At 72.1% G+C, this 24,406-nt stretch carries 19 protein-coding genes, 1 pseudogene and 1 riboswitch; of the genes and pseudogenes, 7 read left to right on the top strand and 13 right to left on the bottom strand.

The features are described from left to right. Positions 1 to 115: 115 nt before the first annotated feature. The gene (locus OG371_RS45820; RefSeq protein ID WP_329063789.1) at positions 116 to 751 is read right to left on the bottom strand and encodes a GntR family transcriptional regulator; all 636 of its coding nucleotides are present in this window, start codon (positions 749 to 751) and stop codon (positions 116 to 118) included. A gap of 71 nt (positions 752 to 822) precedes the next feature. Continuing rightward, positions 823 to 1,380, bottom strand: a complete 558-nt coding sequence (locus tag OG371_RS45825) for a PadR family transcriptional regulator (RefSeq protein ID WP_329063790.1) — start codon at positions 1,378 to 1,380, stop codon at positions 823 to 825. Between the two features lie 88 nt (positions 1,381 to 1,468). Between OG371_RS45825 and OG371_RS45830 the strand changes: the two genes are divergently transcribed. The 6 genes from OG371_RS45830 to OG371_RS45855 all read left to right on the top strand — a co-directional run bounded on the left by OG371_RS45830 (position 1,469) and on the right by OG371_RS45855 (position 8,323). Beyond that, a complete protein-coding gene (locus tag OG371_RS45830) occupies positions 1,469 to 2,029 on the top strand; it encodes a hypothetical protein (protein ID WP_329063791.1) in 561 nt (186 codons plus the stop codon). Between the two features lie 4 nt (positions 2,030 to 2,033). After that, entirely contained in the window at positions 2,034 to 3,341 is a 1,308-nt protein-coding gene (locus OG371_RS45835) for a carotenoid oxygenase family protein (protein WP_329063792.1), read from the top strand. Between the two features lie 113 nt (positions 3,342 to 3,454). Further along, the gene (locus OG371_RS45840) at positions 3,455 to 4,645 is read left to right on the top strand and encodes an ROK family transcriptional regulator (RefSeq protein WP_329063794.1); all 1,191 of its coding nucleotides are present in this window, start codon (positions 3,455 to 3,457) and stop codon (positions 4,643 to 4,645) included. 103 nt (positions 4,646 to 4,748) lie between these two features. Then, on the top strand, positions 4,749 to 5,117 hold the full coding sequence (locus OG371_RS45845; RefSeq protein ID WP_091617095.1) for an ArsR/SmtB family transcription factor: 369 nt from the start codon (positions 4,749 to 4,751) through the stop codon (positions 5,115 to 5,117). Positions 5,118 to 5,126: 9 nt separating this feature from the next. Next, a complete protein-coding gene (locus tag OG371_RS45850) occupies positions 5,127 to 5,858 on the top strand; it encodes an HAD family hydrolase (protein WP_329063796.1) in 732 nt (243 codons plus the stop codon). A gap of 140 nt (positions 5,859 to 5,998) precedes the next feature. Further along, positions 5,999 to 8,323 (top strand): glycoside hydrolase family 65 protein, encoded by a 2,325-nt coding sequence (locus OG371_RS45855; protein ID WP_329073443.1) that lies wholly within the window; start codon positions 5,999 to 6,001, stop codon positions 8,321 to 8,323. A gap of 88 nt (positions 8,324 to 8,411) precedes the next feature. Here the strand turns inward: OG371_RS45855 and OG371_RS45860 are convergent, their stop codons facing one another. The 5 genes from OG371_RS45860 to OG371_RS45880 form a co-directional block, all read right to left on the bottom strand. Continuing rightward, entirely contained in the window at positions 8,412 to 8,612 is a 201-nt protein-coding gene (locus OG371_RS45860) for a hypothetical protein (protein ID WP_329063798.1), read from the bottom strand. A gap of 41 nt (positions 8,613 to 8,653) precedes the next feature. Then, positions 8,654 to 9,670, bottom strand: coding sequence for a Ppx/GppA phosphatase family protein (locus tag OG371_RS45865; RefSeq protein WP_329063800.1), 1,017 nt, complete (start codon positions 9,668 to 9,670; stop codon positions 8,654 to 8,656). 292 nt (positions 9,671 to 9,962) lie between these two features. Next, complete coding sequence (locus OG371_RS45870) at positions 9,963 to 11,003, bottom strand: LLM class F420-dependent oxidoreductase (protein WP_329063802.1); 1,041 nt, start codon at positions 11,001 to 11,003, stop codon at positions 9,963 to 9,965. A gap of 88 nt (positions 11,004 to 11,091) precedes the next feature. After that, positions 11,092 to 12,297: a fumarylacetoacetase gene (fahA, locus tag OG371_RS45875; protein ID WP_329063804.1), complete on the bottom strand. Its 1,206-nt coding sequence runs from the start codon at positions 12,295 to 12,297 to the stop codon at positions 11,092 to 11,094. A gap of 13 nt (positions 12,298 to 12,310) precedes the next feature. Next, positions 12,311 to 15,628 carry a DUF885 domain-containing protein gene (locus OG371_RS45880; protein ID WP_329063806.1) on the bottom strand — a complete coding sequence of 1,106 codons (3,318 nt, stop codon included), beginning with the start codon at positions 15,626 to 15,628 and terminating at the stop codon, positions 12,311 to 12,313. A gap of 765 nt (positions 15,629 to 16,393) precedes the next feature. On the opposite strand from OG371_RS45880, the pseudogene OG371_RS45895 reads away from it, so the two are divergent. Then, positions 16,394 to 17,240, top strand: a pseudogene (locus OG371_RS45895) (AsnC family protein); the annotation flags it as partial. On the opposite strand, the gene OG371_RS45900 reads toward OG371_RS45895, so the two are convergent. The 6 genes from OG371_RS45900 to OG371_RS45925 form a co-directional block, all read right to left on the bottom strand. Next, complete coding sequence (locus OG371_RS45900; RefSeq protein ID WP_329063808.1) at positions 17,237 to 18,163, bottom strand: RluA family pseudouridine synthase; 927 nt, start codon at positions 18,161 to 18,163, stop codon at positions 17,237 to 17,239. The pseudogene OG371_RS45895 and the gene OG371_RS45900 overlap by 4 nt on opposite strands. After that, entirely contained in the window at positions 18,160 to 18,801 is a 642-nt protein-coding gene (lspA, locus tag OG371_RS45905; protein ID WP_442876058.1) for a signal peptidase II, read from the bottom strand. Before lspA ends, OG371_RS45900 begins: the two co-directional genes overlap by 4 nt. Positions 18,802 to 18,825: 24 nt before the next feature. Then, on the bottom strand, positions 18,826 to 19,476 hold the full coding sequence (locus tag OG371_RS45910) for a hypothetical protein (protein ID WP_329063810.1): 651 nt from the start codon (positions 19,474 to 19,476) through the stop codon (positions 18,826 to 18,828). A 30-nt stretch (positions 19,477 to 19,506) separates the two neighbouring features. Continuing rightward, entirely contained in the window at positions 19,507 to 20,874 is a 1,368-nt protein-coding gene (locus OG371_RS45915; RefSeq protein ID WP_329063812.1) for an aminotransferase class V-fold PLP-dependent enzyme, read from the bottom strand. Positions 20,875 to 20,914: 40 nt separating this feature from the next. Further along, a riboswitch (SAM riboswitch) is annotated at positions 20,915 to 21,029 on the bottom strand. A gap of 85 nt (positions 21,030 to 21,114) precedes the next feature. Beyond that, positions 21,115 to 22,593, bottom strand: coding sequence for a potassium/proton antiporter (locus tag OG371_RS45920; protein ID WP_329063814.1), 1,479 nt, complete (start codon positions 22,591 to 22,593; stop codon positions 21,115 to 21,117). A gap of 171 nt (positions 22,594 to 22,764) precedes the next feature. Beyond that, positions 22,765 to 24,396, bottom strand: coding sequence for a penicillin-binding transpeptidase domain-containing protein (locus tag OG371_RS45925; RefSeq protein WP_329063816.1), 1,632 nt, complete (start codon positions 24,394 to 24,396; stop codon positions 22,765 to 22,767). Positions 24,397 to 24,406: the final 10 nt, after the last annotated feature.

Raw genomic sequence — 24,406 nt, forward strand, 5'->3', positions numbered from 1 at the left:
GGAGAGACGGCCGAGCAACGAACCCCTGTTTTGTATACGAGACTTGTTGCCAGGACGTTATCACGTGTGCCAATGACGTGAACCAGTCAGCCTGTGGAGATCTTTTGTATACGAATCAGGCTGACGGAGCGGCCTGACAGTGATAGATCCGCTCGTCCTTGAGGATGTGCTCGCCCATCAGGTAGCCCGCCTGCACCGGCGAGCCGCCGAGGATCGCGGTGGCGATCGCGGCGTGGTCAGCCCACGACGTGTCGATGCGGTCCTCGATCTCGAGCTCGAAGCCCCACGAGATCCGGCGCAGCAGTTCGTCGAGCATGCGCGCGAGCTCGGCGTTGCCCGATGCGCGGGCGACCACCTCGTGGAACTCCATGATCAGCGGAGGGAGCTGGTCCACGGCGCGGTCCTCGCCGGCCTGACGCCCGCGAGCCACGACCGCCCGCAGGTGCTCGGCCTGGTCGCCGCCGCGCGCCTCGGCGGCGAGGGTGGCGGCGAGGACTTCCAGCCCGCGCCGGACCTGCATCAGCTCGACGACGTCCTGCTGCGAGCGGGCGGAGACGGTCGCGCCCTTGTACTTCTCGGTGTTGATGAAGCCTTCGCTCTCGAGCTGGAGCAGAGCTTCGCGGATGGGCACCCGGGAGACCCCGAAGCGGGTGGCGATGGCCTCTTCCTTCAGGCGGGTCCCCGCGGGGATCGTGCCGTCGATGATCTCCGCACGCAGCACCGTCACGACCGAGTTCGACTTGGCGACCACGAAGCGAGGATATGGGAACGCGGGAGCCGGCGCTGTAGGTCCGGGGGGCGGAGTCGCTCGTGCTCGCGCCGTCAGTCCCCCTCGACGCCCGTACCCCCGTCAGCCGCCGCCGCACCGCCGGCTTTCCCGATCTGCGCGACCGACCACTCCGCCCACTCGGCCTGCATCCGCGAGAAGCGCTTGCCCCACTCCAGTGCCAGGCGGCCGTAGATCGAGGCGTTGTCCCAGTCGACGTCCGCCTCGATGCGCTCGAGGTGCTCCAGCCGCCGTTCCCCGATCTCCCCCATGCCCGCCACGTACTCCCGCGCCTGCTCCGCCGAAACCGCGTCCAGGAAGTACAGCCGCAGCAGCGACTCACTGCGCGGCGCGGGCGGGTCGTACGGCGAGAGCAGCCAGGCGCGCAGCTCCTCGTGGCCGGCCTCGGTGATCTCGTACTCCTTGCGCCCGCGCGGGCCCTCGTCGGTCACCTTGATCAGCGACGCCTTCTCCAGCTTGCCCAGCTCGCCGTAGAGCTGGCTCTGGGTGGCGGACCACACGTTGGCCATCGCCGTCTGGAAGCGCTTGAGCAGGTCGTAGCCGCTTCCGGGCTGTTCGGCGAGCAGGCCGAGCACCGCGTGTCGAAGGCTCATGCCGGTCATCTTACCTTCCACTCTTGACATGTCCAGCTCGGACGTTTTAGCTATGACATGTCATTAGTGGAATATTGGGGAGGACATCATGAACTACCTCAAGAGCTTCATCCCGTGGATCGCCTTCGCGGTGGTCTCCACCCAGTTCGACTGGCGGTACTCGGGCCTGGTCGGCCTGGTCCTCGCCGCCGGCCTGCTCGGGCTGGAACGCCGGCGCGGCAAGGCCTGGGACACGCTGGTCATCGAGCTGTCCGCCACGGTGTTCTTCGCGGTGCTGACCGTCTGGTCCTTCGCCGACCCCGGCTCGCCGCTGCACGACTACGTGGGCTCGCTGTCCGACGTCTGGCTCGCCGTCACCGCCTGGGGCTCGATCGCGGTGCGCCGGCCGTTCACCCTCGGCATCGCCAAGACGATGGTGCCGCCCGCGGTGTGGGACAACCCGGCGTTCCTGCGCGTCAACATCGTCATCACCGCGGTGTGGGCGGCGAGCTTCACCGTCGCCGGCCTGGCCTCGGCCTTGCTCCTGAACGCCGCGCCGCACGCGACCGCCGCGCTGATCGTGATCAAGGTGCTCGGCTTCGCCGTCCCCGCCTCGTTCACCGTCCACTACCGCCGGACCGTCCAGGCCCGCGCCCGGAAAGCCGCGTGAACCCATGACCACCAGCGACTTCCAGATGACCGGCGGCTACGCCCCGGTGCACGACGAGCTGACCGCCTACGACCTGCCCGTCACCGGCGCGCTGCCGCCCGAGCTGACCGGCTGGTACCTGCGAAACGGCCCCAACCCGCGGAAAGCCAGCGCGCACTGGTTCACCGGCGAGGGCATGATCCACGGCGTCCGGCTGGAGCACGGCCGCGCGGCCTGGTACCGCAACCGCTGGGTGCGCACCGAGAGCTTCGACCGGCCGGAAGCGGTGCTGTACAACGCCGACGGCTCGCGGAACCTGCGCAACGGCGAGGCCAACACCCACGTGGTCAACCACGCCGGGCGGACGCTCGCGCTCGTCGAGTCCTCGCTCCCGTACGAGATCACCCGGGAGCTGGAAACCGCAGGGCCGTACGACTTCGGCGGCGAGCTGGCCGATTCGATGACCGCGCACCCGAAGATCTGCCCGGAAACCGGGGAGCTGCACTTCTTCGGCTACGGCAGCCTGACCGCGCCGCACGTGAGCTACTACCGGGCCGACGCCGCCGGGAACCTCGTCGTGAAGCAGCCGATCGACGTGCCGGGGCTGACCATGATGCACGACTTCGCGCTCACCCGTGAGCACGTCGTGTTCTTCGACCTGCCGGTGGTGTTCGACCGGGCGTCGGTCGGGCGCGGCATCCCGTACAGCTGGAATGAGGCCTACGGCGCCCGGCTCGGGGTGCTGCGCCGCGACGACCCGGCGGGCGGCGTCCGCTGGCTGGCGATCGACCCCTGTTACGTCTTCCACACGCTCAACGCGCACGACACCGCCGACGGCCGGATCGTGCTGCACGTGGTGCGGTACGACCACATGTTCGCCGCCGGCCGCCCGCAGCCCGACGGCACGCTGTGGCGCTGGACGATCGACCCGGTGGCCGGCACCGTCACCGAGGACCACCTCGACGACCGCCGCGCCGAGTTCCCCCGGATCGACGACCGGCTGGCCGGCGCCGACTCCCGGTTCGGCCACCTGACCGCCTCGCGCGGACCGGAGGAACGCAGCTCGCTGCTGCGTCACGACTTGCACACCGGCTCCGTCGAAGAGCACCGGTTCGAAACCGGCCGCATCCCGGGAGAGGCCGTTTTCGTGCCCGCCGACGAAACCCCGGGCGGCGCGGGCTGGCTGCTCACCTACGTTTACGACGCGACCGCGGGCTCCAGTGACCTCGTGGTGCTGGACGCGCAGAACGTCGCCGCGCCGCCGGTCGCGACCGTGCACCTGCCGCAGCGCGTGCCCGCCGGCTTCCACGGGAACTGGCTGCCGGACGCGTGATCAGCGCGGCGTGCCGCGGTTCCACAGGCAGGCCCCGTATCGTCGGCATCGGGAGTCGATAAGAAAGCTTCCTGCCCAAGGGCATCGGGACGACGTGAGGAAGCGGGCTGCAGGTGGTGGGCGCGGGGATTCCGCCGGTCGGCACGCCGGCCGGGATGCGCAAGATCAATCAGCGGGCGGTGCTCGACCTGCTGCGCCGAGGGGGCCCGGCGACCCGGCCGCAGGTGGCCAAGGACACCGGGCTGTCGAAGCCGACGGTGAGCCAGGCGCTGCTGGCGCTGGAGTCCGCCGGGCTCGCGCGCGCGACCGGGCACACGTCCACGGGCACCGGCCGTTCCGCGGTGCTGTACGAGGCGGACCCCACGGCGGGTTACGTGCTGGGCGTCGACATCGGACGCGAGCACCTGCGGGTCGCGGTGTCGGACCTCGGCGGCACCGTGGTGGCGCGGCGGGACGCGCGCAACACCGCCCGGTCCGGCAGCGCGCTGGTCGCCGCCGTCGGCAAGCTCGCCGGCGAGATCGTGGCCGAAGCGGTGCTGACCGCCGCGGACATCGTGGTGCGGGTGCTCGGCTCCCCCGGCGTCGCGGACCCGGCGAAGCGGTGCTTCCGGCACGCGCCGAACCTGCCCGGCTGGGGCCGCGCCGGGCTGCTGGACGACCTGGAGGCCGCGCTCGGCCCGGACCTGATGGTGGAGAACGACGCGAACCTCACCGCCGTCGGCGAGGGGGAAAGCGGCGCGGCGCGGGGCGCTTCGGTGTTCGGCTGCATCACCATCGGCACCGGTGTCGGCATGGGCCTGATGGTGGACGGCCGGGTGTTCCGCGGCGCGACCGGCGCCGCGGGCGAGATCGGCTACCTGCCGTACGGGCGGATGCGCTCGGCCGACGAGCCGGGCGAGCCGCCCGCGCGCGGGCACCTGGAGGAGGCGACCGCAGCCCAGTCCGTGGTGCGCGGCGCCCGCGAACTCGGCCTGGGCACGGCGAAATCGGCCCGCGAGGTGTTCCGGCTGGCCCGCGAGGGCGACGAGCTGGCGCAGCGCGCCGTCGAAGCGGAGGCCGACCGGCTCGCCTACACGGTGGCCTCGGTGGCGGCCGTGATCGACCCCGAGCTGATCGTCCTGGGCGGCGGCGTCGGCACTGCCGCCGATCTCCTGCTGGAGCCCATCGACCGCGCCCTGCGCGCCTTCACCCCGCTCGTTCCGACCGTCGTGCAAGGCGAGCTTGGTGACGACGCGGTGCTGGCCGGTGCGATCAGCGTCGGGCTGCGCGCCGCGGAAGGCCTGGTGTTCGAACGGCGCTCGTGAGTGTTCACGACGGTTAGAACCGGCATAAACACTCACGAGCCGGTCCCGGCGCCGTCCGAACTGGTCGCCGGGCCCGGCGGATGGCATCATCCCCGCTGTGAGCATCGAGCCCGACCGGCGCCTGATCGACCCGGAACGCGTGGCCGCCGCCGTCGCGGGGCTGGGCGACCGGGCGGTGATCGACGAGTGGGCCGGACGGTTCGCCGTGGTGGCCGACCCGTCGAGGCTCGCGCTGCTCGTGTCCATCCACTACGCGCGGGAAATCAGCGTCACCGACCTCGCCGCCGCCACGGGCATGACCGACACCGCCGTCTCACAGGCGCTGCGGCTGCTTCGCGCGCATGGTTTGGTGACGGCGCACCGAGATGGGCGCGTAGTGCGTTACCGGCTCGCCGACGCCACCGTCCACGAACTCATCCACCACGTCCGCCCGCACCCGGACAAGCCCGCGGAAGACGGCCCGGCCCGGTAGGTTGTCGGCATGATCGGACTGCCCGACACCATCACTGCCTGCCTCTTCGACCTCGACGGGGTGCTGACCGGGACGGCCGTGCTGCACCGCGAGGCGTGGAAACGGACGTTCGACGAGTATCTGCGCACCCGGGACGGGGAGTCGTTCCGGGAGTTCACCGACCAGGACTACGCGTCCTTCGTGGACGGCCGCCCGCGCGCCGACGGTGTCCGCGAGTTTCTGCGCTCACGCGGGATCGAGTTGCCGGAGGGCACCCCGGACGACGCGGTCGACGCGCCGACCGTGAACGGCATCGGCAACCGCAAGAACGAGCTGGTGCTGAAGATCATCGAGGAGCGCGGCGTCAACCCGTACCCGGGATCGGTGCGGTACCTGGAAAAGGCGCGCGACGCGGGGCTGCGGATCGCGGTGGTGACCTCGTCGGCGAACGGCGCGAAGGTGCTCGACGCGGCCGACCTGACGAAGTTCGTCGAGGCCCGCGTCGACGGGCTGGTGATCCGGCGCGACGGCCTCAAAGGCAAGCCGGCGCCCGATTCGTTCCTGGCCGGCGCCAAGGCCCTCGGCGTCACGCCGGAGCACGCGGCGGTGTTCGAAGACGCGCAGTCCGGGGTGCAGGCCGGGAAGGCCGGCGGTTTCGGCTTCGTGGTCGGGGTGAACCGCGCGGACCAGGCGGACGAGCTGCGGGCGCACGGTGCCGACATCGTGGTCGACGACCTCGGCGATCTGCTGGAGGACAAGTGACCGACGACGTGATCTCTCCCGCGGAGCCGGCATCCGACACCGACGACGTGCTCCCTCCCGCGGAGCCGGCATCCGGCACCGGCCCGGTGAACCCCGCGCACGGCTACGAGTGCTCCCCGTGGGAGCTGCGGTGGCGCAGCATGGACGTGGATGCCTTGCAGCGCACGGAATCCGCGTTCGCGCTGTCGAACGGCCACATCGGGTTCCGCGGCACGCTCGAGGAGGCCGAGCCGCGCGGGCTGCCCGGCACGTACCTCAACGGCTTCTACGAACAGCACGAGCTGCCGTACGCCGAGGCCGGTTACGGCTACCCGGAAGCGGGCCAGACCGTGGTCAACGTGACCGAAGGCAAGATCATCCGGCTGCTGGTCGAGGACGAGCCGCTCGACATGCGCTACGGCGTCGCGGACGAGCACGACCGGGTGCTCGACTTCCGCACCGGCACGCTCCGGCGCACCACCGTGTGGTCCTCCCCCACCGGCCGCCGGGTCCGGGTGACGACCGAGCGGCTGGTGTCGTTCACGCAGCGGGCCATCGCCGCCATCCGGTACGAGGTGGAGCCGCTCGACGAGGACCTGCAGCTGGTGGTGCAGTCCGATCTGCTGGCCAACGAGCCGGTCGAGTCGGAAACCCACGACCCGCGGGTGGCGGCGGCGCTGGACTCGCCGCTGGTGGGCGAGTTCTGCCACGCGGCGGACTACGAGGCGGTGCTGGTGCACCGGACCCGCGTGTCCGGGCTGCGGATGGCGGCCGCGATGGACCACGACATCGAGGTGGACGACGGCATCCGCACGCACATCCAGGCCGAGGACGACCTGGCGCGCCTCACCGTGGCCGTCGACGTGCCGAAGGGCGGGCGGCTGCGGATCACCAAGTACCTCGCGTACGGCTGGTCCGCGCAGCGTTCGGCGCCCGCGCTGCGGGCACAGGCCGAGGCCGCGCTGGGCGGCGCGCGCAAGACCGGCTGGGACGGGCTGGTCGAGGAGCAGCAACAGTTCCTCGACGACTTCTGGGCGACGTCCGACATCGAGATCGAGGGCGACCCCGAACTTCAGCAGGCCGTCCGCTTCGCGCTCTTCCACCTGCTGCAGGCCGGCGCCCGCGGGGAGAGCCGGGCGATCCCGGGCAAGGGCCTGACCGGGCCGGGTTACGACGGGCACGCGTTCTGGGACACCGAAACCTTCGTGCTGCCGGTGCTCACCTACACCACGCCGGACGCGGCGCGGGATGCCCTGCGCTGGCGTCACTCCACTTTGGACAAAGCCAGGGAGCGCGCGACCCAGCTCGGCCTGCACGGCGCGGCCTTCCCGTGGCGCTCGATCAACGGCGCCGAATGCTCGGCGTACTGGCCCGCGGGCACGGCGGCGTTCCACGTCAGCGCCGACATCTCCGACGCCGTGGTGCGCTACCTCAACGCGACCGGGGACGAGGACTTCGAGCGCCTGCACGGCGCCGAGCTGCTCGTGGAGACCGCGCGGATGTGGGCCTCACTCGGGCATTTCGACCGGCACGGGAAGTTCCGCATCGACGGCGTCACCGGCCCGGACGAGTACTCCGCGGTGGCGGACAACAACATCTACACGAACCTGATGGCGCGGCGGAACCTGCTCGCCGCGGCCGAGGTGTGCACGCGGCGCCCGGCGCTCGCGCAGGAACTCGGCGCGGACACCACCGAGGTGGACACCTGGCGCGCGGCGGCGGATGCGATGGTGCTGCCGTACGACCGGGAACTCGGCATCCACCCGCAGTCGGAGGGCTTCCTGGAGCACGACGAGTGGGACTACGCGGCCACTGAGCCGGACTTCTACCCGCTGCTGCTGAACTTCCCGTACTTCGACCTGTACCGCAAGCAGGTGGTGAAGCAGGCGGACCTGGTGCTGGCGCTGCACCTGTGCGGCGACTCGTTCAGCCCGGAGGAGAAGGCCCGCGACTTCGCCTACTACGAGGCCCGCACGGTGCGCGACTCCTCGCTCTCGGCCGGCACCCAGGCCGTGATCGCCGCCGAGGTCGGGCACCTGGACCTGGCCTACGACTACCTCGCCGAGGCCGCGCTGACCGACCTGCACGACGTGCACAACAACGTCCGCAACGGCCTGCACATGGCCTCGCTCGCCGGCGCGTGGCAGGGCGCGGTGGCGGGCTTCGGCGGCCTGCGCGACCACGGCGGCCAGCTGTCGTTCGCGCCCCGCCTGCCGCGGCAGCTCGGCAGCCTCAAGTTCCGCCTCGCCTTCCGCGGCACCCGCTTCCAGGTCGAGATCACCCACGACGAGGCGACGTACCACGTCCTGGAGGGCGAGCCCCTGGAACTGGTCCACCACGGCGAGCGCTTCACCGTGACGGACGCCCCGGTGAAACTGCCGATCCCGGCCATCGACCCCGGGGCGGCGCCGCACCAGCCCCTCGGGCGCGCCCCGGCGCGGCGGTCGCCGGATCGGGTCCGGCAGTTCGCTACTCAGCGGAAGTGACTGCGCCCCCATGTGGCGTTGGTTGCGTCCAACGCACCGAACGCCACATGGGGTGCGCTCAACGCACCGAACGCCACATTGGGGCGCTTCAGGCGGGCGGAGTGCCGTCGCCGAGGGGCTCTTCCGTGCCGGGCGGGCTGTCGACGTCCTTGGTCGAGGCGGGGGTGAGGTCCGGGCCGGGCACGGAGGGCACGTCCCCGCGCAGGCGCGTCGGATCGGGGAGGGCGGAGAGGTCGTCTTCCTCGTCGTCGCGGTGGTCGCGCGGGAAAAGGTCGCTGCGGGGGCTCATGGGTCCGGGATACCCGTTTTTCCCGGACCGCACCAGGGGATTCACGCGGCCGGACGCGAGTGCGCCTTCTGGGACGCCTTCGGCTGAGCGGACTTCGAGGAGGACTTCGGCCGGGACTTGCCGGGGCCGTCCAGGGTCAGCTGGTCCAGCAGGGTGAGCAGGAGCCCGTCGCGCGTCGACCACGGGCAGATGCTGACCGGGCCGCCCGCCACGGTCAGCAGCGCCTCCGCGACGACCGCGCCGCCCAGCGCCTGCTGCGCCCGCCGGCGGGTGATGCCGGGCAGCTTCGCGCGCCGCGACGACGGCATCGCGGCCAGCCGCGGGATCCACGCGCGCAGGTCGTCCAGGTACAGCTCGCGGGCCTTGCCCGGCCGGTCGCCCGCCAGGCGCGCGAGCTGCCGCAGCACCTTGGAGCAGCCGACCACCCGGTGGCCGGCGAACTCGGCCGTCACGTCGCCCAGTGCCTCGGTGACCTGCTCCAGCACGTACTCGCGCAGCGCCCGGACCATCTTGGACCGCACCGGCGGCTCGGCCGGCAGCCAGTCGCGCGTGACCGAGCGCGCGCCCAGCGGCAGCGAACGCGCGAACCCGGCGTGCTCGCCGTGGCCCGCGGCCAGCTCCACGGTGCCGCCGCCGATGTCCAGCACCAGCAGCGGGCCGCTCGCCGCGCCGTACCAGCGGCGCGCGCCGACGTACGCCAGCTCGGCCTCGCGCCGGCCGGAAAGGAACTGCAGCTCGACGCCGGTTTCGCGGGCGACGCGGCGGACCGCCTCGTGCACGTTCCCGGCGTCGCGGATGGAGGACGTGGCCAGCGGGAAGACGTCGGTGACACCGTGCCGGGCGGCGGTCGTGGTGGCGGCCTCCACCGCGGCGGAGATCGCGTCGATGCCGCACCGGCTCAGCCGACCCTCGTCGTCGAGCTCACGGTCGAGGCGCAGGCGGGTCTGGTGGGTCAATGCCGGCTCCAGCGGCGAGCCGCCGGCCTCGACCACGACAAGACTCGCGCCGAACGACCCCACATCCAGCACGCCGACAGCGGGCCCCGCGATACTGCGCACAGTCCGGCCTACCTCGCTTCCGTTTCCGCCCCGGTTTCCCCCGAAACACCTTTCCTACACCTACCGTGGTCCGGATCTCCGGCCAATTACGGCATTCCAGCGCGGGCGCGGCGGCATTTTTCTGCCCACGGCGCACCGGGCGATCACGGAAGAATAACCCAATCGGACGTTTGGCCAGGTCAGCGCCCGCTGATGAATGTGACCGGGCCCACACGCGAAAAGGGGCGGGGACCCGCAGGTCCCCGCCCCTTTTCCGGCGGTCTTCAGGCACCGGCAGTCACCGGCCGGGCACTCAGCCGATCAGTTCCTTGAGCTTCGCGACGGCGGCGACCCGCGCTTCCCGGCCGGGCAGCAGCGGGCTGACGTTCAGCGTGGTGACCCCGGCTTCGGCGAACGCCGCCAGCCGCTCCTTGACGTAACCGGCCGGGCCGACCAGCGAAATCGCACGCAGCAGCTCCACCGGCACCGCCGCGGCGGCCTCGTCCTTCTTGCCGTCGAGGTAGAGGTCCTGGATCAGCTTGGCCTCGGCCTCGTAGCCGTAGCGCACGGTCAGGTCGTTGTAGAAGTTCCGGCCGCGCGCGCCCATGCCGCCGATGTACAGCGCGAGCAGCGGGCGCACCTGGTCCAGCAGGTGGTCGACGTCGTCGCCGATGGCCAGCGCCGGGGCCGCGTACACGTCCAGCTCGCCCAGCTCCGGGTCGCGCTTGGCCTTGCCCTCGGCGAGCGACGCGCCCCAGACGTCGGCGGCCTTCTCCGGGTGGAAGAAGATCGGCTCCCAGCCCTCGGCCAGCTCGGCGGTGAGCGCCACGTTCTTGGGGCCGAGCGAGGCGAGCAGGATCGGGATGCGCTCGCGCACCGGGTGGTTGATCAGCTTGAGCGGCTTGCCGAGGCCGGTGCCCTGGTCCGCGGGCAGCGGGATCTGGTAGTGCTTGCCGTCGTGGACCACGCGCTCGCGGCGCCACACCTGGCGGCAGATCTCGATGATCTCCCGGGTGCGGCCCAGCGGCGCGTCGTACTTCACGCCGTGGAAGCCCTCGATGACCTGCGGGCCGGACGCGCCGAGGCCGAGCGTGAACCGGCCGCCGGAGACGAAGTCCAGCCCGGCCGCGGTCATCGCGGTGAGGCTCGGCGTGCGGGTGTAGATCTGGAAGATCCCGGAGGCCAGCTCGACCCGCTCGGTCTTCGCGGCCAGGTAGCCGAGCTGGCTGACCGCGTCGAAGCTGTAGGCCTCGGGCACGAACGCGATGTCCAGCCCGACTTTCTCCAGCTCCACGATGTCCGCGACGCTCTCGGCGAAGCCACCCGAGTAGTTGATTCCCGTCCCGATCCGCATCCTCGCCTCATTCCGCACAGGGTCCACCGGCTAAGCGCCCGCTTATGTCTACCACGAAGCCGCGCTTCGGCACCCCCAGGCAGCAGACTCAGCCGGGCACCACCCGCCCGCGCACGTCGCCGAAACCGATCCGCCGGCCGCCGGTACCAGGCGCGGTCGCGCTGATCACGACCTCGTCGCCGTCCTCCATGAACGTCCGTGTCTCGCCGCCGGCCAGCTCGAACGGCTCCCGCCCGCCCCAGCTCAGCTCCAGGAACGAGCCGCGCTGCTCCTTCGCCGGGCCGGTGACCGTGCCCGAGGCGTAGAGGTCGCCGGTGCGCAGGCTCGCGCCGTTCACGGTCAGGTGCGCCAGCTGCTGCGCCGCGGTCCAGTACTGCGTGGCGAACGGCGGGCTGGACACCAGGTGCCCGTTGAGCCGGATCTCCAGCGCCAGGTCCAGCCCCCACGGCTCGGCGCCGCGCAGGTACTCGAACGGCTCGGGGTCCTGCGGCGGCTGCGGCACGCGGGCGTGCTCCAGCGCGTCGAGCGGCACGATCCACGGCGACACCGAGGTGGCGAACGACTTGCCGAGGAACGGCCCCAGCGGCTGCGACTCCCAGCCCTGGATGTCGCGCGCGGACCAGTCGTTCACCAGGCACACGCCGAAAACGTGCTCGGCGAAGTCGCCGACCGGCACAGGCTTGCCCATGGTGGACGGCATGCCGACGACAAAACCGACCTCCGCCTCGATGTCCAGCAGCCTCGACGGCCCGAACGAAGGCTCGGTGTCCCGGCGCGGCTTGCGCTGCCCGCTCGGCCGGACCACGGGCGTGCCGGACACCACCACGGTGCCGGCCCGGCCGTGGTAGCCGATCGGCAGGCGCTTCCAGTTCTCCGGCAGCGCGGCCTCGGCGCCGAAGAGGATCGCGGCGGCGTTGATCGCGTGCTGCTCGCTCGAGTAGAAGTCGGCGTAGTCGGCGACCTCGAACGGCAGATGGCTGGTGATCTCCTTGCGCGGCACCAGGTGCGGCCGGATCAGGTCGGCGTAGCGCGGCTCGGCCAGCCACTCCCGGACCTGCTCGCGCACCGCCCGCCAGGTGGTGGAACCCGCGGCCAGCAACGGGTTCAGCACCCCGCTGCCGAGCAGTCCCGCGAACGGCGCCGCGGTTTCCCCGGCCGCCGCGGACAGGTCGAGCACGTGCTCCCCCACCGCGACGCCGACCCGCCGATCGGGCCCGCCCCCGCGCGAGAACACGCCGTAGGGCAGGTTGTCCAGGCCGAACGGGCTGTCGTCGGCGAGGTCGAGCCAGGTCACCGCGGATCTCCTCCTATCGGGCGACGCGGGCCGAGACCCACTGCGTCACCAGATCGTCCAAAGTGGACAGCGGGAGGTTCCCGTTGCCCAGCACCACATTGTGGAACTCGCGGATGTCGAAGTCCGCGCCCAGCGCCCGCTCAGCCTCGGCCCGCACCCGCTGGATCTCCAGCCGCCCCACCATGTAGCCGAGCGCCTGGCCGGGGTTCGCCACGTAACGGTCCACTTCGGCCTCGATCTCGAGCTTCGCCATCGGCGTGTTCTCGACCAGGTAGTCGATCGCCTGCTGGCGGGTCCAGCCCAGCGCGTGCAGGCCGGTGTCGACGACCAGCCGCCCGGCCCGCATCGAGTCCTGCGTGAGCATGCCCAGGCGGGTGATGTCGTCGAGGTAGAGGCCCATCTCGTCGGCGAGCCGCTCGGCGTAGAGGCCCCAGCCCTCCTGGTACGCGGTGAACGGCACCACGCGCTGCAGCATCGGCAGGCCGGTCAGCTCCTGCACGAAGGAGAGCTGGAAGTGGTGCCCCGGCACGGCTTCGTGGAACGCGATGGCCTCGCTGGTGAACCGCGGCCGCGAACTCGCCTCGTACGTGTTGGCGTAGTACGTGCCCGGACGCGAGCCGTCGAAGGAGGGCGGCAGGTAGTAGGCGATGGTGCCGCTCGCCGCCTCGGCCTCGGGCACCGGCACGACCACGCACTTGGCCTCCGGGACCCGGAAAAACCATTCCGGCGCAACGGCTTCCGCCCGGGCGACCGCGGCACGGGCGCTGTCGAGCAGCTCCTCGCCGTTCCGCCAGCGCAGCTCCGGGTCGGACCGCAGTCGTTCGAAGATCTCCGCCAGGTCCTGGGTGCCGAACATCCTGCCGCCCAGCTCGCGGTACTCCGCCGCCAGTTCCTCCGCGACCCGCAGGCCGGTGTCGTGCAGGTCTTGCGGGGTGCGCTCGGTGGTGGTCTCGGCGCGGATCAGGCCCTGGTACTTCTCCTGTCCGCCGGGCAGGTGCCCGAGGCCCGGCTCGGTCTCGGACTTGGCGAGGGGCAGCACGTCGTCGGCGAGGAACGCCCGGTAGCGCGCGAAAGCGGGGCGCACCACCTCGGCGATCAGGCGGTCGCGCTCCTCGGCGAAGCCCTCGATCTCCACCACGGGCGTGACGCGCAGCGGATCGGTGTCGGCCTGGAGGTACCGGTCGACGTAGCTGATCCCGATCCGCACCAGGAAGTCCGGCGGCACCAGGCCTTCGGCCATCGTGGCGCGCTGGGCCTCGATCAGGGCGTCGAGGTAATCGCCGACCGCGCCGAGGCGCGTGAGGTGGCCGCGGGCTTTCTCCTCGTCGTCCGGCTTCAGCTCGGCCAGGATCATCAGCAGGTACAGCGCGGGCGAGCTGAAGCCGTCGCTCACGGCGAAGCCGGACAGGCGCGAGTCGAGCGAGTCGATCACGCCACGGGCGCGCGTGATCACCACGTCGCGCGTCACGACCTCGGCGGACGACAGGCCGGCGCGGTCGATCGCCTCGGCACGCGTGGCGATGGCGTCGTAGGCGGCGCGGTACCGCTGCGTGCCGGTGAGGCTGGGGTCACCGAGCTTGTCGTGGTCACCGGGCAGGCCGTAGATAGTGCGCTCGAGCGGCTCGCGCTCGAATTCCAGCTCCAGCAGCTCGTCGGCCAGCCCGTTGACGGTGTCGCCGTGCCCGGCCACCCACTCGGCGACCACGCCGTCCAGCACCGAAAGCGGCATGGCGCCGCCGGAGAGCACGACGTCGTGGAACGCGCGCACGTCGAACCGGCTCCCGAGGCGGGCCTGCGCGGCGGCGCGGATGCGCTGGATCTCCAGCCGCCCCACCATGTACGCGAGCGCCTGCCCGGGATAGGCGATGTACCGGTCGACCTCGGCCTCGATCTCGACGGGCGCCATCGGCGTGTTCTGGACCAGGTAGTCGATGGCCTGCTGCCGGCTCCAGCCCAGCGCGTGCAGACCGGTGTCGACGACCAGCCGCCCGGCCCGCATCGACTCCAGCGTGAGCATGCCGAGCAGGGCGACGTCGTCGGAGTACAGGCCCATTTCGTCGGCGAGGCGCTCGGTGTAGAGGCCCCAGCCCTCGGTGTACGCGGTGAAGTCGCCGATCCGGCGCAGCAGCGGCAGGTCGGTCAGGCCCAGCGCGGTGCTCAGCTGGAAGTGGTGGCCCGGGATCGCTTCGTGGAACGCCGTGGCCTCGGCGGTGTGGCGGAAGCGCTCGGTGGCTTCGTAGGTGTTGGCGAAATAGGTGCCCGGCCGGGAGCCGTCGGCGGCGGGCAGCATGTAGTACGCGGGCGGCGCGCCGGGCGCGGAGTCCTCCGGCACTGCCTCGACCGTCCACGGCTGCTCCGGGATCCGGCCGAACCAGTTCGGGGATTCGGCGGCGGCGCGGGTGATCGCAGAGCGGGCGGTGTCGAGCAGCTCGCCGGCGCTGGACCAGCGCAGCTTCGGGTCGTTGCGCAGCCGGTCGAAGACCTCGGGCAGCTCCCGCGTGCCGAACACGCGCGCGCCGAGTTCGCGGTACTGCTCGGCCTGACCCGCGATCACGGCGAGGCCGGTGTCGTGCAGGTCCTGGGGGCCGCGGGCGGTGGTGGTGTGCAGGCGGGCGAGGCGGGCGTAGATCTCGTCGCCGCCGGGCAGCCAGGAGACGCCGACCTTGTCGTCCGGGCGCCCGTGCTGCACGACTTCGGCCTCGAGGAAGTCGCGGTACTCCCGGAAAGCCGGGTGCACGACATCGCGCAGCAGCGCCTCGCGGCGGGTTTCGAACTCCTCGTCCGGCGCGGGCTGGCGCAGCAGCGGGTCGCCCGCGGGCTCGGCGAGGTAGCGGTCCAGGTGGGCGATGGCGCCGCGCACCAGCCGCTCGACCGGGACGCGCCCGGCCGCGATCCCGGCCCGGTGCCGTTCGGCGATCGCGCGCAGGTACGCCGGGATGGCGGCGAGCCGCCCGAGGTGCGCCTCCGCCGACGCCCCGCCCGCAACGGAGACCATCGGCAATGACGACAGCAGCCCCGCCGCGGGCGCGACGAACAGGTCGCTGACGGTGAACTCGGTGAAGTGGCTGTCGATCAGGTCCAGTCGGCCCTCGATGGAGTGCACCAGGACCTCACGCGTCACGCGGTCCTCGCCGGACAAGCCCGCGCCCTCGGCCGCGCGCGCCCGCTCCAGCAACGCCACCAGCCGCCCGCGATGAGCGGCCTCGGCCTCGGCGCTCGGATCGTCGAGCCCCGGCGCGTCCGGCCGGACGCCCAGCAACGCCGCCGTCAGCGGCTCGACAGCGAACAACTCGTCGACGAACTCGCCGGCGAGATCAGTGACCACGGTCATGTGGATTCGGACCCCCAGGTTCGGTGGCGCAGGTGCCTTTCCGACCCTAATGGAGATCCGCTCCGGTGGGGATGGTGTGGCACGAGAGTCCCGTTCACGCTGGGAGAACGGCGGTTTTTGACCGCTGCGGTTACTGCGTGTGTGGCCGGGGGGGCGGGGGATCCGGTCGTGGGCGGGGTGGGGGTGGCTTGGGCAAGTGGGGCGCGGGGCGGGACACGGGCGGTTCGGGCGCGATGCGGGGAGGTGAGGCGGTAGCGTTCGGGGAGTGGCCGTGACCGATCCCGTCGACATTCGACTGCTTGCCGCGCTTGCCGATCTCGGCAAGACCGCGGTGCACGAGCTGGCGGCCAAGGTCGGGATGGATCCGCGGGAAGTCGCGTATCGGCTGGTCGCCCTGTCCGGGAGTGGGCTGCCGCTGCTGGTCGGGGTCGAGAGTGATCCCAGCGGGTTGCGGGCGGCGATTTCGGCTGCACCGCCGTCTTGGGCTCAGGCGGGGGCGCAGCAGACGGCGTCGGGACAGGTGCCGGCCCAGCCGCCGTCCGGGGCGATGGCATCCCCGCAGCAATATCCGTCACCGCAGCAGTCTCAGCCGCATCAATCACAGCAGTTGGCGCCCCAGCAGTTCCTGACGCCGCAGCAATCCCAGGCGGGGCAAGCGTTCCAGCAGCAGCAGCAGGGCCAGGCGCACCAGCAACAGCCGCAGGGCGGACAGGCATCCCAGCAGCCGATGCAGCAACAGGCCGGGCATGCGCTCCAGCAGCCGATGTCGCAGCAGCCGGGGCAGGCATCCCAGCAACAGCAGCAGGGCGGGCAGGCATCGCATCAGCAGCACCAAACGATGCAGCAACAGCCGCAGTCCGGGCCGATGCCGCAGCAGCAGCCCGGCCAGGGATTTGCCGGGATGGCGCCGTTCTCCCAGGGGCCAGGCGGGCCCGGGCAGAACGGGCCGGGCGGCCAAGCCGTCCACGGTGGACCGTCCGGGGCTCACGCAGTCCAAGGCACGCCGTCAGGTCCGTACTCCGGAGCACCCCAGACCCAGCCAGGCGCAGCCTCCGGACCGTACGCAGGAGTGCCCTCAGGCCCGTACGCGGTGCAAAACCACGCCAATCCCCTCGTCAGCACCTGGGGAGTGCCACAGACGGCGTCCTGGGCGCGCGGCGACGAGCCGCGACGGAGCGGGCCGCCGGGGGGTAAGCAGGGGCGGATCGGCGAGGTGCTGGCGACCGAGGGGCTCGAGGGCGAGCAGCTCACCGTGCAGCTGCTGGAAGTCCAGGACCCGGCGGACTACCTGTTCGGCGCGGCCGGGTACCGGCTCGAGGAGGGTGAGCGGTCCGTGGTGGTGCACACGGAGATCACCAACCGCGGCTCGGTGGGATTCGCATCGCTGCCGGACAACTACCTCGAACTCGTCACCGAGGACGGGGCGACGGTCGGGAAGGCACCGGTCTCGCTCACTTCGCGGCCGCCGCACAAGATCGGGGTGCGGCCGGGCGAGACGCTCGGCGGGCACACCGTCTACATCCTCCCGGACGCCACCCGCGTGGTCTCGGTCCGCTGGAGCCCCCGACCCGAGCCGGACGACCGCACGCTGACCTGGGCCGTCGAGGCTTAGTTCTCGTCGCGCAGCAGTTGCAGGGCGTGGGCCAGGTCGTCCGGGTACTCGGCCTCGAACTCCACCCAGCGGCCGTCGGCCGGGTGTGCGAAGCCGAGTGTGCGGGCGTGCAGCCACTGGCGGGTCAGGCCGAGCTTGCGCGCGAGCACCGGGTCCGCGCCGTACGTCAGATCGCCGACGCACTGGTGGCGCAGCGCGGAGAAGTGCACGCGGATCTGGTGCGTCCGGCCGGTTTCCAGCTTCACGTGGGCCAGCGAAGCGGCGCGGAACGCCTCCACCACCTCGTAGTGGGTCACGCTCGGGCGGCCGCCCGCGACCACGGCGAACTTGTAGTCGTGGCGGGGGTGGCGGTCGATCGGGGCGTCGATGGTGCCGCGCGTCGGGTCCGGGTGGCCCTGGACCACGGCGTGATAACCCTTGTCGACGGTGCGCTCCTTGAACGCGCGCTTGAGCACGGTGTACGCGTGCTCGCTCTTGGCCACCACCATCACACCCGTGGTGCCCGCGTCGAGGCGGTGCACGACGCCCTGGCGCTCGGCGGCGCCCGACGTCGCGATCCGCAGCCCCGCGGCGGCCAGCCCGCCGACCACCGTCGGGCCGGTCCAGCCCGGGCTCGGGTGCACGGCGACGCCGACCGGCTTGGAGATCACCACGATGTCGTCGTCGTCATGCAGGATCCGCATGCCCTCGACCGCCTCGGCGACAACCTCGACCGGGTTCGCCGGCTCGGGCAGCGTGACCTCCAGCAGGCCGCCGGCCGAGAGCCGGTCGGACTTGCCGGCCGGCTGGCCGTCCAGCAGCACCTCACCGGCCGCCGCGAGCTCCGCGACGACCGTGCGCGAGAGGCCGAGCAGCTTGGCCAGCCCGGCGTCCACGCGCATCCCGTCGAGCCCGTCCGGGACGGGCAGCATCCGGGCGCTCACGCGGACTCCTCTTTCTTGGTCCGGGTGGAGGTGCCGTCGTAGTCCTTGCCGAGCAGCGACAGCAGGACGATCAGCACCCCGCCGCAGCAGATGGCCGAGTCGGCGATGTTGAAGATCGCGAAGCCCTCGCCGTTCGGGGCGAACGCCGAGATGAAGTCGACGACGTGGCCGCGCAGCGGGCCGGGGGCGCGGAAGATGCGGTCGGTCAGGTTGCCGAGCGCGCCCGCGAGCACCAGGCCGAGCCCGATCGCCCAGCCGATCGAGCGCAGCCGCCGCGACAGCCAGATGATCGCGACCACCACGGCCGCCGCGACCAGCGCGAGCACCCAGGTCATGCCGGTGGCCATGGAGAACGCGGCGCCCGGGTTCCGGATCACCTGCAGGTAGATCAGCCCGCCGAGGATGCGGACCGGCTCCTTGCCCTCCAGGTTCGCCGCGACCAGGTTCTTCGTCACCAGGTCGATCACCCAGATCACCACGGCGACGGCGAACACCAGCCCGACCCGGCGCTTGGGCAGCGGGGCGGCGGCCGGCTCGGCCTCGGGTTCCGGCGGCGCCACGGCCTCGGCCGGAGCCGGTTCGGGGGCCTCGGCAGGCTTCGCGACGTCGTGTTCAGAGGAGGAGGGCTCGGTGCTCACCCGACCATTGTCCACGTTACGGGCTCAGCCGGTCCCGGCGGCAGGCCGCGGACGCCACTTCGCGGGCCCGGCGACCGCCGCGAACGCCGCCGCCAGCAGCACCGCGCCCGACAGCACGACCCCGGCGGGTGACGGCATGAGCACCGCGGCGAGCACCGCGAACAGCACCGAAACGACTGCGACGAACACGCTCCGTTCGTACCAGGCGAGCAGCAGCAGCCCGAGCGCCGCGAGCGCCGGGCCGCGCATCGCCGACGGGAGGCCGAACTGCGTGAACGCGAGCAGGTCGAGCAGCGGCACGGCCAGCACCCCGCCCACCAGCACCAGCACGAACCGGCCGGTGCGGTAGGGCGTCCCGGCCCGGGGGGCGGCGACCGCGTAGCCGGCCAGGACGGCCGCCACCACCAGCGCGAGCATGATCAGCCAGCTGTTCGACGGCGCGAATCCCGCGGGCACGGACGTCGCCGGGACCAGGGGCGGCTGGCTATAGGCGTGCACCGATCCGGGTCCGCCCACGAGCTGCTGCGTGGTAAAGCCCGCATCCCCCTTGACGGCCACCGCGACGTCGTAGGACACCGGCCGGTTCTGCGCGGTGGCAAGCTGCACGCCGGTCACCGCCAGCTCGGCGAAACCCAGCAGGGCCAATGGAAACGCGTACCGCGGCACCTTCCCCATCGGCCCGACCCTAGCGGACCGGCCGGGTGCTCAGGAGCAGAACGGAGGAAGCTCGCGCGGGTCCCCGACGGGCGCCCAGCGGCCGTCCACCTTCTCGTACTGCCAGCGCGCGCCACGGGCCGCGATCTGACGGAGAGCAAGCACCAGGCGGTCCACGTGCTCCGCCGTGCTGCCGAGGCCGAGGCTGACGCGCACGGCCTGCTGCCCTTCGCCGCCGGCCACGCCGATCAGGCGCTTCGTGGCGACGTGCGCGCAGAAGGCGCCGTCGCGGACGCCGATGCCGTACTCGGCCGAAAGCACCGCGGCGAGCCAGCCGGGCTCGAAGCCGTCGACCACAAAGCTCACCGTGCCGACCCGGTCGACCGGCGCGTCGAACAGCCGCAGCTCGGCGCAGCCGGGGATGCCGGCCAGGCCCTTGCGCAGCCGCTCCAGCAGCTCGGCCTCGTGCTCGCCGACGGCGTCCCACTGCGCGGCCAGCTGCTCGCACGCGACCCCGAGCGCATACACGCCCACGGTGTTCGGCGAGCCCGCCTCGTGCCGCTCCGGCCCGGAATTCCAGACCACGGCCTCCTCGGTGACCAGCTTGGTCGCGCCGCCGCCGGCGAGGTACGGCGGGGCGGCGCGCAGCCAGTCCGCGCGGCCGATCAGCGCGCCGGCGCCGAACGGCGCGTACAGCTTGTGGCCCGACAGCGCGACGTAGTCCACGTCCAGCTCCCGCAGCGAGATGCGGCGGTGCGGCGCGAGCTGGGCCGCGTCGAGCGCGATGCGGGCGCCGTGTTTCCGTGCCACCGCGGCGATCTCGGCCACCGGGAGCAGCTCACCGGTCACATTGGACGCCCCGGTCACCACCACCAGCCGCGGGCCCTGCGGGCAGTCCGCGAGCGCTTCGTCCACAACGGACACTGCGGCGAGCCGCGTGCGCGGGAGGCTGACGCGGCGGACGTTCCGGCCTCGCCACGGCAGCAGCGCGGCGTGGTGCTCGGTGTCGAACACGACCACGGAAGTGTTCTGCGGCAAGGAACGGGCCAGCAGGTTGAACGAATCCGTGGTGTTGCGCGTGAACACGACGGTGTCGGTGCCGCGCGCGTCGACGAAGCGGCGAAGGATGTCGCGGGTGCGCTCGTACAGCCGCGTCGAGACCTGCGACGCGAAGCCCGCGCCACGGTGGACACTCGCGTACCAGGGCAGGAACTCGTCGACGGCCGTGCGCACCGCGTCCAGGCAGGGCGCGCTGGCGGCGTGGTCGAGGTTCGCGTAGCCGATCTCGCCGCCGGTCACCAGCGGCACCCGCAGGCTCGCCCCGGCGACAGCCGGGATCGCCTGGGGCGCAACGGTTTCAGCGGCTTCGGTGGCTTCGGTGGCTTCGGTGGTGCAGGAGCGATCGAGGGCGAGAGTCATGAGGGTGCCTCCTCGGCAGTCCGGGGGACCCCCGGCGAGGGGCCCGCGCTTGCCTGCCGCAGTACGCGACCGGCCTGGTCCTCACCCGGGGCACCCCACCGCGGTAGGAGGGTTGCCGGCCAGCAAGCCGGGGCTTCGCGCTGGCACTCATGACCTGTTTTCGAAGGTAACCGAACGGAGTGGGTGCAAGCCAGCCCCGTCCCGCGATCTGAGACCGCGGTCACACGTCCGGCGGAACGGTCAGCGGCCGTCTTCGCCGCGCCAGCGGGCCAGGCGCCCGGCCCGGTCCACGGCGCGGATCCGCCGCTCCACCGCGTCGCGGACACTCGCGGTGGTCACCACCAGAAGCTGGTCCTCCACCTGCAAGCGGCTCGTTTTCTGCGGCGTGAAACCCGCGCCGGATCGGACGATCAGGCTCACCGTGGCGCCGACCGGCAACCCCAGCTCCGAGATGTACACGCCGTGCAGCTTCGAGCCCTTCTGGATGCGCACCTGGAGCAGCTCGGCGCCCAGCTCGTCCAGCGGCGCGGCGTCGACCTCGATCTCGTGGGCCTCGGCCGGCTTGGCCAGGCCCAGCAGCCGGGCGAACGGGGCGAGCGTGGCGCCCTGCAGCAGCGTCAGCACGATGACCAGCACGAACACCGCGTCGACCAGCTGTTCGGCGCCCGGCACGCCCTCGGACAGCGGGATCATCGCGAGCACGATCGGCACCGCCCCGCGCAGCCCGGCCCAGGACAGGAACGCCTGTTCCCGCCAGGGCAGCCGGAACGGCAGCAGCGAGAGCACCACCGACAGCGGCCGCGCGAGCAGCAGCACCACCGCGCCCGCGACCAGGCCGGGCACCAGCGTCTCCAGCAGCCGGCTCGGCGAGGCGAACAGGCCGAGCAGCACGAACAGCCCGATCTGCGCGAGCCAGCCGAGCCCTTCGGCGAACGAGAGCGTGTCGGACCGGTGCGGCAGCTTGGAATTGCCCAGCACCAGCCCGGCGACGTACGTGGCGAGCAGGCCCGAAGCGTGCGCCAGCTGCCCGGACGAGTAGGCCACCACGCACACCGCGACCGTCGCCAGCGGGTACAGGCCGGTGGCCGGCAACGCGGCCCGCCGCAGCGCCATCGCGCCCAGCCAGCCGAACAGCAGGCCGATGGCCAAACCTGCGGCCAGCTCGTAAATTACCAACAGCGGCAACGACCAGTCCACTGTGTCCCCGGACGCGAGCACGACCACGGCGATGTACGCGGGCGCGTCGTTGATGCCGGACTCCAGCTCCAGCGTGCCGACGATCCGCTTGCCCACCCCGGCCGAGCGCAGCACCGAGAACACCGCCGCGGCGTCGGTCGACGCGAGCACCGCGCCCCACAGCAGCGCGAGCCGCCAGTCGAGGCCCAGCAGCCAGTGCAGCGCGGCGCCGGTGATCGCGACGCTCAGCACAACGGCCACTGTGGACAGTACGATTCCACGCCCCAGCGAGGGTTTCACCGCGGACCAGCGCGTGGTCAGGCCGCCCTCGGTGAGGATCATGACCAGCGCGGCCAGGCCGAGCGACTGGGTCAGGGCGGGGTTGTCGAACCGGATGCCGAACCCGGATTCGCCCAGCACCACGCCGATCGCGAGGTAGAGCAGCAGCGAAGGGAACCCGAGCCGGATCGAGACGCGCACCGCGACGACGGACGCGAGCAGCACCACCCCGCCGACTCCCAGAAGCACGGGAAGCTGGTCCATCGTCCGCTCCCTCCGGGTCTCCGGCGTCCAGGATAGTAAGCGGGGGCCTTCACTCCTTCGTGTACCACCGGATAATTCGGACAAGTGGCCGTGCTAGGACGCCCGGGCGGCACCGAGCGTCGTGGGACCACCACTCAGCGCGGTGCTTCTCTGTCCATTAACGACAGTCGGCTACTTCACCCCGGCCAGGAACTTCGCGCCCAGCGTGACCGCGGGGCCGGAATCGTTGGCGCCCTCCAGGAAAACCACGAAGGCGACGTCGCCGCGGTAGCCGGTGAACCAGCCGTGGGCCTCGGCGCCGGAGCCGAACTGGGCGGTGCCGGTCTTGCCGAAGACGGTGCCGGAGCGGGACAACCCGGTCGCGGTGCCACCGGTGACCACCTCCCGCATCATCGTGCGCACCGAAGCCAGCACGCTAGCGGGCGGCGCGGTGTAACGCGTCGACACCTTGGTCGCCAGGTCCGGGTCCGACCACAGGCTCGGCGTCACGGCCTTGCCCGCCGCCACCGTCGCGGCCATCAGCGCCTCGCCGAACGGGCTGACCTGCACCGTGCCCTGCCCGATGCCGTCCTCGACCTGCTCGTCGGCGCCCGCGGCCGCGACCACCTTGCCGGTTTCGGTGGCGACGCCCGGGATGTCGAAGTCCGCGTTCAGGCCGAACTGGCTGGCCGCCTTCGCCAGCCCGTCGGCAGGCAGCTGCGACGCCAGGGTCCCGAACGTGGTGTTGCACGACTTCGCGAACGCCCGGTGCATCGGCACCGTGCCCAGGTCGAAGCCCTCGTTGGAGATGGTCCGGGTGCCGATCCGCGCGGTCAGCGGGCACGGCAGCGACGCGTCCGGGGTGGCGATCCCGGCCTCCAGCGCGGCCGTCGCCGTCGCGATCTTGAACGTCGAGCCGGGCGCGTACAGCCCGCTCAGCGCCGACGGCCCGGTCCCGGCCGCGGCGTTCTGCGCCACCGCCAGCACCCCGCCGGTCGACGGCTGGATCGCCACGATCAGGGCCTTGCCGCCGAAGCCGTCCACGGCCGTCTGCGCCGCCGACTCGACCGCGACGCTCAGCGTGGACTTCAGCGCCGGCGTCCCGCTGGTGGTCTTGCCGAACAGCGTCTCCAGGTTCTTGCCCGACGTGTCCACCCGCTCGACCGCGAACGCGTCCGAGGAGGTGGCGCGGACCTGCCCGGTCAGCGCCGTCTGGAGCAGCGGGAACGCCGCTCCGTCGGCCATCCGGGTGCCGCCGGGGCCGCTCGTCAGGATCGGCTTGCCGTCGCGGTCGACCACCGCGGGCTCGTCCCCCGACGAGGTCGCGACGACCAGGCGCTGCCCGGCCTGCAGCTTCGGCTGGAGGGCCGCGGGCGTCCAGTGCACCCGCCATTCCGGGCCGGACCGCACGACGTCGAACGAACCGTCGTAGGACCACACGTGGCCGGCGCCGAGCGTCCAGGTCATGGTGTACGCGGCGGACGCCTTGTCCCCCGCGGGCGCGCCGACCGTGCCGAGCTTGGCCTGCATCCCGGTCGGCTTCAACGTGGCCCAGGCGTCGCGCAGGACGGCGGCCGAGCCGGACGGGTCGTCGGTCAGCCGGCTCGCGCCGTCGGTGTCGCTCGAGGACAGCGCCTTCAGGTACTGGTCCGCCGCCGAGGTCGGATCGGGCGCCTGCACCACGTCCGAGGCCGGAGCCTGTCCTGGTGAGGACGCTGCCGGAGCCGGGCTCCCGCCGCTGAGCAGGACCACCGCTGCCACCACGATCGCGACCACCGCGACGGCGCCGCCGATCAGCACGCCTCTTTTGCCCGCAGGACTCACCGTGAACTCT

This window comes from Amycolatopsis sp. NBC_01480, from assembly GCF_036227205.1.
GTDB lineage: Bacteria > Actinomycetota > Actinomycetes > Mycobacteriales > Pseudonocardiaceae > Amycolatopsis.